This is a genomic window from Brachybacterium sp. AOP3-A1-3 (assembly GCF_052378285.1).
Taxonomy (GTDB): Bacteria; Actinomycetota; Actinomycetes; order Actinomycetales; family Dermabacteraceae; genus Brachybacterium.
Genome location: NZ_JBQSXM010000003.1, coordinates 394,709 through 411,923, shown reverse-complemented (window position 1 = coordinate 411,923; position 17,215 = coordinate 394,709). Strand labels below are relative to the sequence as shown.

Sequence of the window (17,215 nt, the reverse complement as noted above, 5' to 3'; positions counted from 1 at the left end):
GGTCAGTCCGTCAGCATCCGCGACCTGGTCAGGAACCTCTTCCCGTCGGGAGTCTCGAGGCTGAAACCGCCGCCGCGCCCGTCGACCAGATCGATCGTCAGGTGCGTGTGGCGCCAATAGGCGAACTGCTCGCGACTCATCCAGAAGTCCAGCGGCGAGGTGCCACCGTCCGGCAGAGGGACCTCGACATGACCCATGCGCACGTCGGCGTCCCCGGTGATGAAGTCCCCCTCGGGGAAGCACATGGGGGAGGAGCCGTCGCAGCAGCCCCCGGACTGGTGGAACATCAGGGGGCCGTTGCGGTCGATGAGCCGCTGCATCTGCGCGACTGCTGCCTGGGTGAACGCGACCCGCGAGAACTCCTCGCCCTCGATCGTGGGCTCCGCCTCGAGCACGTCGTCGGCCGGGGTCGGTGGCGGGAGCCCGGGGCCGGGATCCACCGGCGCCGCCCCCTCGGAGCTGCTCGTCGTCGGTCGCGAGGGATCGGCACCGAGCGTCGTCGGCTGTGCACCATCGGGTCCGGCGGTCATCGGATCCCACCGCCCGTCCCGAAGGGAGTGGAGCCGGCCTGCCCGAAGGGGGTCGACGGGGGAGCGCCCGGGGGCGGCTGATCCGGCGGTGGCTGATCGGGTTCGGGCTCGGGTCGGGGCTGCTCGGGCGTCGGCTCGAGCGGCTGACCGGGGAAGGGCTGCGCGGGATGGCCGGGAGGAGGGCCCGGTGGATCCGTGGGCGGCTGGCCCGGCGGCGGCATCGGGGGCTCGTACGGCCCGGGGATGCTCATGTCGTGCTGGTTCGATTCCTCATGCATGATCTCTCCTCCCGCGATGGTGCCGACGGGCCGGTCCGGGGAGCCCTGGTGGGCAGGCCCGTCGGCCGTGCCGGTCGTGCCGGCCCGGCGAGTGCGGGCCGGCCGCGCCGATCAGAAGAAGCCGAGCTTCTTCTCCGAGTAGCTGACCAGCAGGTTCTTGGTCTGCTGGTAGTGGTCGAGCATCATCAGGTGATTCTCCCGGCCGATGCCGGAGGACTTGTACCCGCCGAACGCGGAGTGCGCCGGATACGAGTGGTAGTTGTTCACCCAGACGCGCCCGGCCTGGATGGCCCGGCCCGCGCGGTAGATGATGTTCTGCTGCCTGCTCCACACGCCGGAGCCGAGCCCGTACAGGGTGTCGTTGGCGATCGAGATGGCTTCGTCGTAGTCGGTGAAGCGGGTCAGCGCGAGCACCGGCCCGAAGATCTCCTCCTGGAAGATGCGCATCGAGTTGTCGCCCTCGAACACCGTGGGCGTCACGTAGTAGCCCCCGGAGAGCTCCCCGCCCAGATCGGCGCGCTCGCCGCCGGTGAGCAGCTTCGCGCCCTCCTTCGTGCCGATGTCGATGTAGGAGAGGATCTTCTCGAGCTGGTCGTTGCTGGCCTGGGCTCCGATCATCGTGTCGGTGTCCAGCGGATCGCCCTGCTTCGTCGCCTCGACGCGCTTCAGCCCGTCGGCCACGAAGTCGTCGTAGATCGAGTCCTGCACGAGCGCGCGCGACGGGCAGGTGCACACCTCGCCCTGGTTCAGGGCGAACATCGCGAAGCCCTCGAGGGCCTTATCGTAGTAGTCGTCCTTCGCCGACGCCACATCCTCGAAGAACAGGTTCGGGCTCTTGCCGCCCAGCTCGAGGGTGACGGGGATGAGGTTCTGCGAGGCGTACTGCATGATCAGGCGGCCCGTGGTGGTCTCGCCGGTGAAGGCGATCTTCGCGATCCGCTTGTTCGACGCGAGCGGCTTGCCGGCCTCGACGCCGAAACCGTTGACGATGTTCAGCACGCCGTCCGGCAGCAGGTCGCCGATGAGCTCGGCCAGCACCAGGATCGAGGCAGGGGTCTGCTCAGCGGGCTTGAGCACCACGCAGTTGCCGGCCGCGAGCGCGGGGGCCAGCTTCCACACGGCCATGAGGATCGGGAAGTTCCACGGGATGATCTGCCCGACCACGCCGAGGGGCTCATGGAAATGGTAGGCGACGGTGTCGTCGTCGATCTGCGAGAGCGCGCCCTCCTGGGCCCGGATCGCGCCGGCGAAGTAGCGGAAGTGATCCACCGCGAGCGGCAGGTCCGCGCCCAGGCACTCCCGGATCGGCTTGCCGTTGTCCCAGGTCTCGGCCACGGCCAGCATCTCGAGGTTCTCCTCGATACGGTCCGCGATCTTGTTGAGGATCACGGCGCGTTCGGCGACCGACGTCGTCCCCCAGGCCGGTGCCGCGGCGTGGGCGGCGTCGAGCGCCTTCTCGATGTCCTCCGCGGTGGAGCGGGCCACCTCGGTGAACACCTTGCCGGTCACGGGGGTGGGGTTCTCGAAATACTCGCCCTTGACCGGTGGGACCCACTGGCCCCCGATGTAGTTCTCGTACCGCTGCTTGAAGGTGACCTTCGCGCCGTCGGTTCCGGGGTGTGCATAGGCGGTCATGTGTTCTCCTCGGTGCTCGTCGTCGAGACTGGGGCGCGACCGGTCCGGTCGCTCCGCGGGGAGCCGACTGCCGCGCTATGACGTGGATCACTATCGTAAGCCCTGTCGGCCGACCGTAGGCTGAACGGCATGGAACACCGTCACCTCGGCCGCAGCGGCCTCAAGATCAGCGAGATCATCTACGGGAACTGGCTCACCCACGCCTCCCAGGTGGAGGACGAGCGCGCGCGGGCCTGCGTGCGCGCCGCGCTCGACGCCGGCATCAGCACCTTCGACACCGCAGACACCTATGCGAACACGGCCGCCGAGGTCGTGCTCGGCGAGGCGCTCAAGGGCGAGCGGCGCGAGTCGCTCGAGATCTTCACCAAGGTCTACTTCCCGACGGGCCGGAAGGGGCACAACGACACCGGGCTCTCGCGCAAGCACATCCGCGAGTCGATCGACGGCTCCCTCTCCCGCCTCCAGACCGACTACGTGGACCTCTACCAGGCGCACCGCTACGACGACGCCACCCCGCTCGAGGAGACGATGCAGGCCTTCGCCGACGTCATCCACTCCGGCAAGGCCCTCTACATCGGCGTCTCCGAGTGGAACGCGGATCAGCTGCGCGCCGGCCACCAGCTGGCCCGCGAGCTCGGCATCCAGCTGATCTCCAACCAGCCCCAGTACTCGATGCTGTGGCGCGTGATCGAGGAGCGCGTGGTGCCCACCTCCCGCGAGCTCGGCATCTCCCAGATCGTGTGGTCGCCCGTCGCCCAGGGCATCCTCACCGGCAAGTACAAGCCCGGTGCCGAGGCGCCCGAGGGCTCGCGCGCCCGCGACGAGAAGGGCGGCGCCGACATGATCAAGCGCTTCCTGGACGACCCGGTGCTCCAGGCCGTGCAGGGCCTCGAGCCGATCGCCGCGGAGCTCGACCTGACCATGGCGCAGCTCGCCGTGGCCTGGGTGCTCAGCAACGACAACGTGGCCGGCGCGATCATCGGCGCCTCCCGCCCCGAGCAGATCACCGAGAACGTCAAGGCCGCCGGCGTCACGCTCGATGCCGACGTGAAGGCGCGCATCGACGAGGTGCTCGGTGACATCCCCGAGACCGACCCGGCCAAGACCGTCTCCCCGGCGCAGCGCCTGTCCTGAGGGTCGGCGCCTGCGCCATGACAGAACGGCCGCTCCCCTCGGGGGGCGGCCGTTCTGCAGGTGGGGGGGGGGATCCGCGGAGGCGGTGTCAGACGTCGGTCGTCTCCTTCTTCAGCTGCTCACCGCTCTTGCCTGGCCGGTTCAGGCCGTCTGCGCGCAGCTCCCAGAACTCAGCGTTCTTGATGCCGAGCTTGCGGGGGTCGAACTGCGGGTCCAACCCCTGCTTCTTCTGCTGCCGGTAGTCCTTGAGAGCCTTCAGAGCGGGGCCCTGCAGGATCAGGATCGCCACGACGTTCAGCCAGGCCATCGCACCCACGCCGATGTCGCCGAGCGCCCACGCGTTGCCCGTGGTGGTCACCGAGCCGTAGACCACGGCAACCAGGATGAGCGCCTGGAGAGCCCGCACCAGGGCACGGCGCACCAGGCGGTTCGGGATCCAGCGGTTGAGGTACGTCAGATTGACCTCGGCCATGTAGTAGTAGGCGACGATCGTGGTGAAGGCGAAGAAGAACAGTGCGATCGCCACGAAGGTCGGCCCCAGGCCATGGAACACGGTCTCGAAACCGTTCTGAGAGAACTCTGGACCGTAATCGGTACCGGCCGGCACCGACCCCTCGTAGAGAAGCGTCTCCTCCGGCCCCTGGAACACCTGGTACATGTCCGTGGAGATGATGAGGAACGCGGTCGCGGTGCAGACGAACAGGGTGTCGATGTAGACGGCGAACGACTGAGCGAAGCCCTGTTTGGCCGGGTGGGAGACCTCAGCGGCGGCTGCCGCATGCGGGCCGGTGCCCTGTCCCGCTTCATTGGAGTAGAGGCCGCGCTTGACGCCCATCTCCACGGCCTTGCCGACGATCGCGCCGAACATCGCGTGCGCACCGAAGGCGCTGGAGAAGATCAGGCCGAAAACGTGCCCGATCTGGTCGAAGTTCACGAAGAACACCACCATGGCGGCGATGATGTAAAGAATCGCCATCACGGGTACGACGATCACGGCGAAGCGAGCGATCCGCTTCACGCCGCCGATGATGATGAAGGCCAGCAGGATGACGACGCCTACGGCGGAGATCCAGTGGGGAAGATTCCACGCTTCGTACGCTGCGGACGCCATGCCGTTGCCCTGCACGCCCGGGAGGAAGAAGCACATGGCGATCACGGTGACGATCGAGAATACGATCGCGTAGGCCTTGAAGGCCGGAGCGGCCTTGGTGTGCTTGAAGGCCTTCTCGATGTAGTACGCCGGGCCACCGCGGTACTCACCGGTGTCGACGTCCTTCTCCTTGTAGATCTGGCCGAGGGTGCACTCGATGAAGGATGTCGCCGCGCCGAGGAAGGCGATCAGCCACATCCAGAACACGGCGCCGGGGCCGCCGAGGGCGATCGCCGTGGCGACGCCGCCGATGTTGCCCATGCCGACGCGGCCTGCGAGGGACATCATGAGCGACTGAAGCGATGACGTGCCGTCCGGTGACGACTCGCCCTTTCTGAGCTGCTCGAGCATGTCGGGGATGCAGCGAATCTGCAGGAACAGAGTACGGAGCGAGAAGTACAGGCCGGTGATCAGCAGTAGACCGACCAAGGGGAGGGACCACACGAGGTTGTTCGCCCCGGTGATCAGGGTATCGAAGGGCATGAAACCTCCAGGGTCAGGGGGAGCGGTGGCAGCATCGGCACCGCGGGTGGTGACCTGGGTCACCGAGAATGTGCTGGAGGGAACCTACCTGAACAGGGCCGTGAAAAGCGCGCTATCCCGAGCGTGTTGCACGGTCGTGACCTGATTGCTCGTGAAACTACTCGGGGATTCCCAGGAGAAGGTGCCTCGGAGCCCGGCGATCTGCCCACGGTGAAGGGCGGAGCCGACGGGCGGGACGATGTGCGCGGGATCGCCTTCGCGAGGCTCGAAGTGCATGCGATAGAGCCGCTACACTGGGACACGACCCCTCGTGCGGTGTCATCTTGCTGAACTCCCCCAGGGCTTGACGGCAGCAAGGGCAGGTGAGCTCTGGCAGGTGCACGAGGGGTCGCTTCATGCCCTGACGACGTGCCCTGCCCCGTCGGCGTGACCCCGGGCGGATCCGAGGGGGATTGCCCCCGCTCGGCACGGCGGACCTCCCCGTACCGGAGCTCGCGGGCCCTTCCTAGCGTGGACATCGACGCTGCGGTCGCACCAGGCGCGCCGCACCCGGTCCCAGGAGCCCCCGATGTCCTCCCGCCCCGTCGTCCCCACCGATCCCGACGTCCCGGACGTCCCCGCCGATCCCGACGCACCCGCCTCCCGGCACCGGTCACCGGCCCCCTCGGCGCCACAGGGAGTCATCGACTCGCCGGCGCGCGTCGGCCTGTTCGTCCTGATCGCGACCGCGGTCGCCGCTGCCCTCTCGATCCCCCTCGCCACCGGTCTGCTGCCCCCGGCGGCGCTCGGTCTGGTGGTGCCCTTGGCCCAGCTGTCCCCGCTGCTCGCGGCGCTCCTCGTGCGCCGGCGCGATGAGCCCTGGTGGCGCTCCCTCGCCCTGCACGTGCCCTCGGGCAGAGCTCTGCTGATCGCGGTGCTCGCCGCGATCACCGCCTTCACGCTGGTGCCCGTGGCCCGCCTGCTGATCGGAGTCGTCGGCGGAGCGTCCCCGCTCGCGGACGCACCGCCCCTGCTCGGCCTGCTGCTCGCGGCGCCGGTGGTTCTGGTCATGCAGGCCGTCTTCGCGATCGGGGAGGAGGCCGGGTGGCGCGGGTGGCTGCAGAGCACGCTCGAGCCGCTCGGCTTCTGGCGGATGTCGCTGGCCATCGGCGCGTTGTGGGCTCTGTGGCATCTGCCGGTGGTGCTCGCGCTGGGTCTGTCCGGTCGCGCGATGGTCAGCTATCTCGGCACGATCGTCGCCGTCGCGCCGCTGCTGTCCGTGCTGCGCCGTCTCTCCGGGACGGCCTGGGCGGCGATCATCGGGCACGGCCTGCTGAACAGCCTGCGGGTCGCGCTCGAGCAGAACGTCCTGGGCCCCGTCGATCCGACCCTGCTGTGGGTGATGGATCTGAGCTCGTGGGTCCTGTGGCTCGGTGTCGCGTGGGTCATCCTGCGGGTGGCCGACGGGCTGACGCCGGCGGGGGTCGCGCCTATGGCCGCACCTGCCGGGCCCCTGGACCGCACAGCTCCGCACCCGGACTGAATGCTGCGGGCAGTGCATGCGGCAGGCCCTGGTCAAGGGCGCATGCTGTGCGTAGCGTGGACCGCACTACCGGCGAGGACCTGCACCGCCTGAGCGTGCGGCGCCGCCGAGGAACGGAGCAGTCATGAAGATCGAGACCACCCATTGGATCCCCTTCCCCCAGGCCGAGGTCCTGGCCTGGCACGAACGGCCCGGGGCGCTGGTGCGCCTCACCCCGCCCGGCCTCGCCACGCCGGATGATCCGACGGCCGGCGGCCTGCAGGTGGGCCGCGTCGTCGGCACCCGGCTGGGACCGTCCGCCCTGCCGTCGCTGCTGCGCCCGCACTGGATCCTGCGCCACCGCGAGCACCAGAGAGATGTCGAGGGCGAGGCCCGGTTCGTCGATCAGCAGGTGCGGGGACCCTGGCGCACCTGGAGCCACGAGCATCGTCTCCTGTCCGATCCCGGTTCCGAGGGCGGAACCCTGGTGCGGGACACCCTCGAGGTCGAGCTCCCCGCCCGCCTCCAGCGCCTCGAGCCGCTGCTGAGCCCCCAGATACAGCGGGTGTTCCGGTTCCGGGACCGGCAGCTGCGCGAGGACCTCGCCTTCCACGCTCGCTACGCCGACCAGCCCCGACGCACGATCGCCCTGACCGGATCCTCCGGGCTCATCGGCACCCAGCTCGCCGCCCTGCTCGAGACCGGCGGGCACACCGTGCGACGGATGATCCGCGAGGAGGACGTCGGCCCGGACGAGATCTCCTGGGACCCGCAGGGCGGGCGCCTGGACCCCGCCGATCTCGAGGGCGTCGACGTGGTCATCCACCTCGCCGGCCGCTCCATCGCCACCCGCTGGACCCACAGCGCGCGCGGCGAGATCCGCTCCTCCCGCGTGCACGGCTCGGCACTCATCGCCCGCACCCTCGCGAACATGGACAACGGGCCCTCGGCTCTCGTGCAGGCCAGCGCCATCGGCCTCTATGGCCCCCGCCGCCCCGGCGAGCTGCTCACGGAGGCCGATCCCGGCGGGGAGGGGTTCCTCGCCGATCTGGTGCGCGACTGGGAGCATGCCGCCCACGCGGCGACCGAGGCGGGGATACGCACCGTCTTCGTGCGCACCTCTCTCGTGCTGTCCGACGGGGGTGGGCCGCTGCTGCCCCAGCTGCCGCTCTTCCTCGCCGGGGCGGGAGGCCGCCTGACCAGTGCGGACTCGATGACCTCGTGGATCACCCTGGACGACATCGTGCGGGTCTACGCCCATGCGGCGCTCTCGGCGGACGTACACGGACCGCTCAACGCCGTCGCCCCGGAGCCGGTCACCGCCGGGCAGTTCGCGCGCACTCTCGGCGCGGCGCTGCACCGGCCGGCCGTGGTGCCGGTCCCGGCGTTCGGGCCGAAGCTGCTGCTGGGGGCCGACGGGGCGGACGAGCTCATCCAGGCCGATCAGAACGTCTCGGACGCGCGCCTGCAGGCGAGCGGGTTCCGCGCCGCGCACACCACTCTCGAGCAGGCTCTCCAGCACGTGCTGTGGCGGTGAGGGTCCGCAGGCGACGCTCCGTGTCGGATCAGAGGTGCTCGGAGGGCAGCTCGGTGAGTCGCCGGGCCTCCTCGAGGACCTCCTCGTCGGCCGCGGAGATCTCGGTGCCCGCGGGCGTGCGGCAGGCCAGCGCATTGACGAGGGCGGCGAGCACCACGAGAGCGGCGGCGCCGACGGGCAGCCACATGGATGCCTGCGATCCGGAGCTCTCGGCGACCGTGCCGGTCACGGCGGAGGCCGCGGACTGGCCGACGATCGTGGCCGAGCCCAGCATCGTCATCACGGTCGCGGAACGTCCCTGAGGGCTGCGGTCTGCGGCCAGGCTGTACAGCGTCACGATCGTCGGCCCGATGCCGATCCCGGCGACCGCCATCGCGGCGATGAGTCCGGTGAGGCTGCCCGCGAGGCCGAAGGCGAGCATCGCGGCCAGCATCAGCGAGGAGAAGGTGAGCCAGCGCGCGTACAGCCGGAACCGCTCGGGGAACAGGGTGATGCTCAGGGCCAGGATCGTGGACCCCACCCCCATCACGCCGTAGACGAGCCCCGCCGAGTCACCGTGGCCGGTGTCGGAGAGGAAGGCCGTCAGCGAGGTGAGGACCGTGCCGAAGAAGAGCCCCACGCCGAGCGCACCGGCGACGATCACCAGCACGGGCAGGGTGAACAGCTCACGGGCCGGGGCCTGCGCGACGGGCTCCTCGGTGGTGGGCGCCGCCACCTTCGCCGTGGGGTGCAGGGCGAAGGCGGTGACGAACAGCAGCGTGAGCACCGCGGCGCCGATCATGGGGGCGGCCGGGCTGAGCGTGGTGGCGAGCAGGCCCACCACGACGGGGCCGAACACGAAGGCGGTCTCGTCGGCCGCGGATTCGTAGCCCATCGTCCCGTTGAGGCTCTTCGCCCGACGGTGGGAGGGCAGGCGGGTGAGGATGAGCTGCACCAGGCGGCTGCGGGAGAGCGGGCCGATCTGCGGCGACGAGGCGCCGATCAGGAAGCCGACGGCGAGCACCGCCGCGTCGGGCAGGGCGCTGAACGCCACCGCGGCCATCGCGAGCAGGGTCAGGGAGTTCACGATCCCGGAGACGAGGATGACGGGGCGCTGGCCGATCCGGTCCGCCGCGGCACCGAGCAGGGGGCCGACGAGCGCGGAGCCCAGGCCCACGACCGCGGAGTTCAACCCGCCCAGCGCGATCGAGTCGCGAGCGGAGACGACGAGGGTCAGAGTGCCCACGACCATCATCGCGAAGGGGAAACGGGCGACGAAGGCGATCGGGAAGTAGGCAGCCCCGGCGACGCTGCGCAGGGTCGGGGAGGACTGCTGCGGGGCGGGGGCTGTGGTCTGCTGCGTGGACATCGCTGCTCCGGACGGTGGGTGCCGCCTTGGACGGTCCGCCGAGGGACCCGAGGTAGATGCACTGCGGGGGCCCGTGGAGCCGGGCCGATCTGACAGCCTCACTCTAGGGGCGGCGCGAGGGTTGGGCCAGAGCTCCGAGGCGTGCGGTGCGCGGTTTCACCCAGGAGGTGGCGCTCCCCGGCGCGGGAGCTCCCGGTCGTGGGCCGTCGCTCCCCGGCGCGGGCGCCCCTTGCGCGCTCTCCGTCGAGGGCGCGCCGAACGAGACCACCGATATGTATCAGTGGAGGTATATATCGAGGGTATCGGTGGGCGCGTCGCGGTCTGTCGAACGCCGAGGCGAGGCTGGGCGGGGCAGTTGGCGTCGCGGGGCACAGAGCGCGCACAGATGATGCCCCGGCCCCTCGACGGTGATGTCGTCGAGGGGCCGGGGCATCATGCGCGCTGCGGTGCCTGCGCGTGGCGGCCGGTGGGCGCCGATCAGGCGGTGGCGGGCTGCTTCTCGCGGTCCGCGTCGGACTCGACGCCTGCCGTGGCCTCCGTGTCAACGTCAGCGTCGGCGGCGTCCTGCGCCTCCTCGGCCTGGATGGCCTGGAAGGAGGTGCGTCGGGCGTCGTCGTACGCCGGCTGATCGAGGATCTTCTCGCGCTTGGAGACGATCACGGCGACCAGCGACTGGCCGGTGACGTTCAGGGCGGTGCGGCCCATGTCGAGGATCGGGTCGATCGCGAGCAGCAGGCCCACACCCTCGAGCGGGAGGCCCAGGGTGGACAGGGTGAGGGTGAGCATCACGGTCGCGCCGGTCATGCCGGCGGTCGCGGCCGAGCCCAGCACGGAGACCAGCACGATCAGCAGGTAGTCGGTGACGCCGAGCGGCACACCGTAGAAGTTCGCGACGAAGATTGCGGCCAGAGCCGGGTAGATCGCGGCGCAGCCGTCCATCTTGGTGGTCGCGCCCAGCGGCACCGCGAAGCTCGCGTAGTGGCGCGGCACGCCCATGCGCTCGGTGACGGACTGCGTCATCGGCATCGTGCCCAGCGAGGAGCGGGAGACGAAGCCGAGCGAGGTCGCGGGCCACACGCCGCGGAAGAAGGAGCCGATCGAGAGGCCGTTGAGCTTCAGCAGTACCGGGTAGACGACCAGCAGCACGAGGAACAGGCCGATGTACACGTCGGCCACGAAGACGCCGAGCTGACCGATCGCGTTCCAGCCGTAGCTGGCCACGGCGTTGCCGAGCAGGCCGACGGTGCCGATCGGGGCGAGGCGGATGACCCACCACAGCACCTTCTGGACGATCTCCAGCGCGGAGCCGGTGACCTTCAGGAACGGCTCGGCCTTCTCGCCGACGGAGAGCACCGCGATGCCCACGGCGATCGAGATGACCAGGATCTGCAGGGCGTTGAAGCTCAGGGAGACGGTGCCGTCGTCCCCGGCGCTGCCCTCGATGCCCAGGAAGTTCGTGGGGACGAGGCCGGTGAGGAAGTCCATCCATCCGCCCTGGGTGTCCGAGGCCTGGGCGGCGTCGGCCGAGATCCCGGAGTTGGCGCCGGGGGAGGTCACGGCGCCGAGCGCGATACCGATCGACACAGCGATGAGGGACGTGATGGCGAACCAGAGCAGCGTCTTCCCGGCGAGCCGGGCGGCGTTGGTGACGCCTCGCAAGTTGGCGATCGAGGTGATGATCGCGAGGAAGATCAGCGGCGGCACCAGTGCCTTCAGCAGAGTCACGAAGATCGTGCCGATGGTGTTCAGCGTGGTGGTCAGCCAGTTGGCGCCGTCCGGGTTGGCGTCCGTGACGGCGACGGGGCCCATCTGGGCCGCGACGAGACCGAGGGCCACGCCGAGGCCGAGTCCGATGAGGACCTGCCAGCCGAAGGGGATGTGGACGATCGCGCGCAACGGGTTGCGCGTGCGCCGCGGTGTCGTGGGGGAGGGGGTGGTCGATGTGCTCACGGCAGGCGACGTTACGCGGGCATCGTCAAGAGATCAATCAAAACGCTAAGCGGTCACATTAGGAGAACTAGGGGGTTTCGGGGAAGTCATCGGCGTTCCCCTCGGTCCTCGCCTCAGCAGGTGCATCGGCGGCACTGCCGTCCTCGCGCGGTGACGCCATCGCGGCCCGCTCGGCGTCGGACTTCAGCACGCAGAACTGGTTGCCCTCGGGATCCGCCATGGTCAGCCATCCCGACCCCGGGCCGTACTGGCCGCGATGATCGGCGACCGCCACCGCTCCCTGCTGCTCGAGCCAGAGGATCTCCTGCTCCTGCGTGCGCTCGCGAGGGCGCACGTCGAGGTGGATCCGCTTGGCCGGCAGCTCGTCGTCGAGGACCTCGAGGAACAGCAGCGTGTGCCCGGTCTCGGGATCGTGGATCGCGCACTCCTCGTGCCCGGGAAGGTTCGGATCCTCCGGGTCCATCTCGTAGTCGAGGATCCGACGCCACCACTGGGACAGGGCGAAGGCGTCATGGCAGTCGATGCTGGTGTGGGAATGGCGAACGCTCATGCGGAGAGTCTTCGGGAACGCCTGAATTCGGTCAACGGAGTTGTCGGGCCCCGCTGTCGGGCCCCGCTGTCGTTCCCCGCTGTCGTTCTCACGGTTGCGCTCCCGTCGTCCCGCCCCACCGCTTCGTCCGCACGTCATCGTCCGCTCGGCCGATGCGGGAGCTGCGGTCACGGCCCTGCGGGGGATGCATGCCGGGCGGGCGGCTGACATCGTGAAGACATGAACGATCGACCCTCCATGCGCGACACCTCCGCTCCGGCCGACGAGGAGAAGCCGGTCGCCGACGAGGAGAAGCCGTTCGGCGAGCAGGAGCCGACCCGGTTCGCGTCGGACGTCGAGTACCGCGGCCGCGCCGGCGGTCATGACTACCTGGTGCGCGTGCGTCACCGTCTCCTCGACACCTCCTTCACCGTGGTCATCGACGGCATCGAGCACGACCCGGCTGCGGAGGAGAAGGCGCGGAAACAGGCGACGAAGAAGGGTCGAGCGGACGGTCCGGACGACGAGGACGACGCCGACGGTGCGGGTTCTCGCAGCGGGACGGACTCGGCAGCCGAGTCGGACTCCGATGACCTCCGGTTCCGCCTCGACGAGAGCTTCACCGTCGTGCGCTGCACGGTGCGTCGCCGAGCCGACGACGTCGACGGAACCGACGACGCGGAGGACGCGGACGACGCCGACGGGGCCGACGACGCGGACGGGGCCGACGACGTGGGCGACGCCGGCGGGGCCGACGGCGCTGAGGCCAGCGAGGGGGAGGAGCCGGACCACTCGGATGCCGAGGTGATCTCGGTGCACACCGCCGGGCTCGGCGGCGCCGGGGAGGTCGACGTGCGCCACGGTCTGGAGAAGACGCTGCTCGTCCCGACGGCGGACAGCCCGTCGGCCGTGCGCGACGAGAAGCGCATCGCGCACCCCGCCAAGTACGCGATGCTCTCCGCGCTGGCGAAGGCCGCCGGCTTCCTGATCCCGCTGCTCGGTCTCGGCAGCCTGTTCAGCGGCCTGCTCGACCCGGTCCAGGAGTGGGTGGCAGCACGGGTGCGGCCTGTCGTCGACGCGATCTCCGAGGCCACCGAGCCGATCCGGACCTGGTTCGGCGAGCTCCTGCGCCCCGTCGTGGAGTTCTTCGACGCGCTGTTCGCCCCGATCAGGTCGGCGATCGCCGCCGTGCTCCGCCCCATCGTGGACGCCTGGAACTGGCTGGCGGATCTGCTGTTCGGGTGGATCCCGGATTTCTCGCTGCCGTTCACCGTGCCCGAGTGGGTCGTGGACGCCGCCCTGCCGGTGATCGTGGTGCTGATCGCGTTCCTGGTGACCTTCGGGAGCCTGCGACATCGCCGCGAGAAGCTCGACGCGACACGGGCCGCCACGCAGGCCAGCACACGGCTGAACACACGGGTGAGCACATCGGAGAACCCACCGGAGGACGAGCAGGAGAACGAGCAGGAGAATGCAGGGGCGAACGAGGTCGCTCAGGGGATTCCGACGCCGTCGGACCGGCCCTCCACAGAACCTGCTCGTCCCCAACGGTGAGGAACGTCGGGCACCTCAACTAGCCTGTACCGGTGGCCACAGCTCTGTACCGTCGTTATCGTCCCGAGTCCTTTGCCGAGGTGATCGGCCAGGACCACGTCACCACGCCTCTGCAGCGTGCGCTGCGCGCGGGCCGGATCGGTCACGCCTATCTGTTCTCCGGGCCGCGAGGCTGCGGCAAGACGACCTCCGCGCGCATCCTGGCGCGCTGCCTGAACTGTGCGCAGGGGCCGACGGACATTCCGTGCGGGGAGTGCGATTCCTGCCGTGACCTCGCTAACGGCGGCTCCGGCAGTCTCGACGTGGTCGAGATCGACGCCGCCAGTCATGGCGGTGTGGACGATGCCCGCGAGCTGCGCGAGCGCGCCTCCTTCGCGCCCGTGCGCGACCGCTACAAGGTGTTCATCATCGACGAGGCCCACATGGTGACCTCGGCCGGCTTCAACGCCCTGCTGAAGCTGGTGGAGGAGCCGCCGGACCACGTGAAGTTCGTCTTCGCGACCACCGAGCCGGACAAGGTCATCGGCACCATCCGCTCGCGCACCCACCACTACCCCTTCCGGCTGATCCCGCCGCAGGTGCTGGGCCCGTACCTCGAGGAGGTCTGTGTCGCCGAGGGCGTGAACGTCGGCGAGGGCGTGATGCCGCTGGTGGTGCGCGCGGGCGGCGGGTCCGCCCGTGACTCCATGTCGGTGCTGGATCAGCTCATGGCCGGCGCCGGGGAGGACGGTCTGGACTTCCCGACCGCGATCGCCCTGCTCGGCTTCACGGATACCGCGCTGCTGGACAGCGCGGTCACCGCGATCGCCGAGCGGGATGCCGGCGCGCTGTATGCCGCGGTCGAGCACGTGCTGGCGACCGGTCACGAGCCGCGCCGGTTCGTCGAGGACCTGCTGGAACGCATGCGTGACCTGATCATCCTGGCGGCCGTGCCGGACCGTGGCAGGGATCTGCTGCCGCAGGTCCCTGCCGATGAGCTCGAACGCATGGTGGGCCAGGCCGGTCTCTTCGAGCCTGCGGATCTCTCGCAGTGCGGCGACCTGGTCCACGAGACGCTCTCCACGATGAGCGGTGCGACGTCGCCGCGTCTGCACCTCGAACTGCTCGCCGCGCGCCTCGTGCTGCGCGACGAGCGTGCCGCGCTGGCAGCCGGGGGAGACGGTGCCGCTCCGGCGGGGCGGAATCTGCCTGCCGGAGGTCAGCAATCTGCAGGGGGCCGACAGGGCACACCGCTGCCGGGCCGTGGGGCGCCGTCTCCCGGCGCCGCCGGAGCAGCCGCTGTCGGGGGTTCCTCGGGGCGCGAGGAAGCGCGGCGCATCGCGCAGGAGAAGGTCGAATCCGCCCGTCAGTCGCGCGGTGGGCGCCCAGCGGCGCCAGCGGCGGAGCGCCAGGGCCAGCCCCAGGCACCGGAGGGTCGAGCGGACGCCGCGACAGCCTCACCAGGCTGGGACACCCCGGTGTCGCGCCCGGGAGGCCGCCCAGCGGAGCAGGGGGCCCCTCAGCAAGGAGCCGCCGCCCCGCAGAACGGGTCGCAGCACGGTGCGCAGGGTGGTGCCGAGCAGCAGTCGGCCCCGCAGCAGCCGTCTCCGCAGCACTCCGCCCCGCAGGAGCCTGCTCCCCAGGGCGCTCCTGCCCCGGCAGCCTCGGATACCGGCGGGAGCCAGGGACTGAACGCGGATTCCGTGCGGGAGCACTGGTCCGCGATCCTCGACGAGCTCGCGCAGATCCGTCGTCCCAGCTGGGCGCTCGTCGGCCAGAACGGGCATGTGCACGGCTCCCAGGGGTCGACGCTCCTCATCGGGTTCCGCACCGAGGGCCTCGTCGCCGCCTTCCGTCGGGGCACTGCGGCGGAGAACCTGGCGGATGCCGTGCGTCGGATCATGCATGTCGAGATCTCGGTCGACGCGGTCGTCGGAGAGGATCCGGGCCCCGGCGGTTCAGGACCGGGATCGTCAGGGCCAGGCTCATCGGGACCAGGCTCAGCGGGATCGGGCGCTCCGGGTCCGGGTTCGGCAGGCTCCGGCGGCGCGGGAGACGGTCCTTCCCGCGGTGCAGGCGGCTTCCAGGGCGACCCGGGCCGCGGCAGCGCCGGAGAGGGTAATGCTGCGCCCAGCGGCACGCCGGTTCCCTGGGGTGACGCCGTAACCCAGATGACGCCATCGGCAGCAGCCCCCACGGCACCGGCCTCCGCCTCGGCGGCCTCGGCCGCGTCGGCCCCGTCGGCCTCTGCTGCGCCCGCAGATCCGGTCGGGGCGCTGGCCCCGTCGGCGGCACCCGGAGGGCAGACCTCCGCGGAGGAGCCGCCCGCCTCGCTCGGTCAGCGCGCCGCTGATCGCGCGATGCAGGCGGCCGCTCGCGCCTCTCGCGGACGCGCCACGGTCCCCGGCGGCGCTGACCGTGTCGAGGACTTCGCCCCGGAGCCCGATGACCCGTATCCGCCGGACCCCGAGGACTCCTACCCGCCCGTCGACTATTCCGCGCAGGGGGCGCCCGCCGCTCGCCACGGGGGAGGCCAGCAGGATCCGGCGCCGTCGCCGGAGCGTGCGCCGCGCTGGTCGGACGCCCTTCAGCCTGCCGCGGGAACGTCGGCAGCAGCGCCGGATGCTGCCACCGGTACGTCGGCATCTCCGACACCCTCGACCGCGTCCGCAGGTACCGCCGATGCCGGCGACATCCCGGTCGTCGACGACGCCGGCCGCGACTCCGTACCCGCTGACCAGCCCCGGACCTTCGGACAGAACGCCCTGAAACAGGCGATCGCCGAAGGCCGCGTCGTCCGCTCACGTGCTCCGCGCACGGACGCTGCGCCGGACGCGACATCGGACGCGACATCGGACGCGACATCGGACGCGACGCCGGACGCACCGGTGAGCAGCATGGATCCGATCGACCCCCCGAACGACCCCGACCAGGGGTGGGGTGGCGCGCCCGGCCAAGCACAAGGGGAGGGCGTCGCCGACTCCGCACCGGACGATGCGCACGACGGCCCGGCACCAGCGGCCCGCTCTGAACAGCCTGCAGGCTCCGAGCTCTCAGCCTCCGCCGAGCCGTCATCGGGATCGGCCACCGGATCTGCCACTGCGCGCGCAGCCGCCTCCTGGGGCACGGCGACGGTCGCGGCTCCGGGGTCCGGACAGCCAGAGCAGCCCGGCTCGTCCGGTCAGGACTTCTCGGGCCAGGATTTCACGGGCCAGAACGTCACGGGTCAGGGCGACCCGTCCGTGGTTCCGACGGACACCGACCCGACCGGAGCAGCGCCGGCGGGCGCCCCGGCCCGCAGCGGCGCGGCACTGGTCCGCGAAGCCGCGCAGGCATCCCGCACAGCAGGCCTGCGCACCCGGGGGAGCCGCGGAGGCGCTGAGGAGCCCCAGGTCGACGCCGATCCGACCGGCGGCGCGACGCGCGACGATGACGATGCCGTGGTGTCGAAGCGCAATGGCCGCGAGGTCATCGAGACCGTCCTCGGCGGCAGGGTGCTCGAGGTCATCGACGAGACCAACAGGTACTGACCGATCGCCTGACCTGGGCCGCGAGGGACCAGTCCGGCTTGGGCCGGGAAGGACCAGTCTGATCTGGTCCGCGAGGG

General features: G+C 70.6%; 13 protein-coding genes and 1 other RNA gene. 7 read left to right on the top strand and 7 right to left on the bottom strand.

Features of this window, described 5'->3' with window-relative positions:
• Positions 1–2: 2 nt before the first annotated feature.
• Positions 3–530, bottom strand: a complete 528-nt coding sequence (locus ACT3T5_RS07065) for a DUF779 domain-containing protein (RefSeq protein WP_444593997.1) — start codon at positions 528–530, stop codon at positions 3–5.
• Complete coding sequence (locus tag ACT3T5_RS07060; RefSeq protein WP_444593996.1) at positions 527–808, bottom strand: hypothetical protein; 282 nt, start codon at positions 806–808, stop codon at positions 527–529. The genes ACT3T5_RS07065 and ACT3T5_RS07060 overlap by 4 nt, the downstream gene beginning before the upstream one ends.
• Here ACT3T5_RS07060 and ACT3T5_RS07055 point away from each other — a divergent pair.
• Complete coding sequence (locus ACT3T5_RS07055) at positions 807–950, top strand: hypothetical protein (protein WP_444593995.1); 144 nt, start codon at positions 807–809, stop codon at positions 948–950. The two genes, ACT3T5_RS07060 and ACT3T5_RS07055, sit on opposite strands and share 2 nt — an antisense overlap.
• Here the strand turns inward: ACT3T5_RS07055 and adh are convergent.
• Positions 920–2,443: an aldehyde dehydrogenase gene (gene adh, locus ACT3T5_RS07050; protein ID WP_444593994.1), complete on the bottom strand. Its 1,524-nt coding sequence runs from the start codon at positions 2,441–2,443 to the stop codon at positions 920–922. The genes ACT3T5_RS07055 and adh overlap by 31 nt on opposite strands.
• A gap of 129 nt (positions 2,444–2,572) precedes the next feature.
• Here adh and ACT3T5_RS07045 point away from each other — a divergent pair, with 129 nt between their 5' ends.
• Positions 2,573–3,577 (top strand): aldo/keto reductase family protein, encoded by a 1,005-nt coding sequence (locus ACT3T5_RS07045; protein WP_444593993.1) that lies wholly within the window; start codon positions 2,573–2,575, stop codon positions 3,575–3,577.
• An 88-nt stretch (positions 3,578–3,665) separates the two neighbouring features.
• On the opposite strand, the gene ACT3T5_RS07040 is transcribed toward ACT3T5_RS07045, so the two are convergent.
• Positions 3,666–5,210: an alanine/glycine:cation symporter family protein gene (locus ACT3T5_RS07040; protein ID WP_444578530.1), complete on the bottom strand. Its 1,545-nt coding sequence runs from the start codon at positions 5,208–5,210 to the stop codon at positions 3,666–3,668.
• A 299-nt stretch (positions 5,211–5,509) separates the two neighbouring features.
• On the opposite strand from ACT3T5_RS07040, the gene ffs reads away from it, so the two are divergent.
• The 3 genes from ffs to ACT3T5_RS07025 all read left to right on the top strand — a co-directional run bounded on the left by ffs (position 5,510) and on the right by ACT3T5_RS07025 (position 8,248).
• An RNA gene (ffs, locus tag ACT3T5_RS07035) (signal recognition particle sRNA small type) lies at positions 5,510–5,606 on the top strand.
• A 172-nt stretch (positions 5,607–5,778) separates the two neighbouring features.
• Positions 5,779–6,732, top strand: coding sequence for a CPBP family intramembrane glutamic endopeptidase (locus tag ACT3T5_RS07030; RefSeq protein WP_444578532.1), 954 nt, complete (start codon positions 5,779–5,781; stop codon positions 6,730–6,732).
• A 124-nt stretch (positions 6,733–6,856) separates the two neighbouring features.
• Positions 6,857–8,248 (top strand): TIGR01777 family oxidoreductase, encoded by a 1,392-nt coding sequence (locus ACT3T5_RS07025; RefSeq protein WP_444578533.1) that lies wholly within the window; start codon positions 6,857–6,859, stop codon positions 8,246–8,248.
• A 28-nt stretch (positions 8,249–8,276) separates the two neighbouring features.
• On the opposite strand, the gene ACT3T5_RS07020 is transcribed toward ACT3T5_RS07025, so the two are convergent.
• The 3 genes from ACT3T5_RS07020 to ACT3T5_RS07010 all read right to left on the bottom strand — a co-directional run bounded on the left by ACT3T5_RS07020 (position 8,277) and on the right by ACT3T5_RS07010 (position 12,096).
• Positions 8,277–9,596 (bottom strand): MFS transporter, encoded by a 1,320-nt coding sequence (locus ACT3T5_RS07020; protein WP_444593992.1) that lies wholly within the window; start codon positions 9,594–9,596, stop codon positions 8,277–8,279.
• A gap of 477 nt (positions 9,597–10,073) precedes the next feature.
• The gene (locus ACT3T5_RS07015; protein WP_444593991.1) at positions 10,074–11,546 is read right to left on the bottom strand and encodes a dicarboxylate/amino acid:cation symporter; all 1,473 of its coding nucleotides are present in this window, start codon (positions 11,544–11,546) and stop codon (positions 10,074–10,076) included.
• Between the two features lie 67 nt (positions 11,547–11,613).
• The gene (locus ACT3T5_RS07010) at positions 11,614–12,096 is read right to left on the bottom strand and encodes a VOC family protein (RefSeq protein ID WP_444593990.1); all 483 of its coding nucleotides are present in this window, start codon (positions 12,094–12,096) and stop codon (positions 11,614–11,616) included.
• Between the two features lie 219 nt (positions 12,097–12,315).
• Between ACT3T5_RS07010 and ACT3T5_RS07005 the strand changes: the two genes are divergently transcribed.
• Together ACT3T5_RS07005 and ACT3T5_RS07000 are read left to right on the top strand one after the other, a co-directional pair.
• Positions 12,316–13,629, top strand: a complete 1,314-nt coding sequence (locus ACT3T5_RS07005; RefSeq protein WP_444593989.1) for a hypothetical protein — start codon at positions 12,316–12,318, stop codon at positions 13,627–13,629.
• A 32-nt stretch (positions 13,630–13,661) separates the two neighbouring features.
• On the top strand, positions 13,662–17,138 hold the full coding sequence (locus ACT3T5_RS07000; protein ID WP_444593988.1) for a DNA polymerase III subunit gamma and tau: 3,477 nt from the start codon (positions 13,662–13,664) through the stop codon (positions 17,136–17,138).
• Positions 17,139–17,215: the final 77 nt, after the last annotated feature.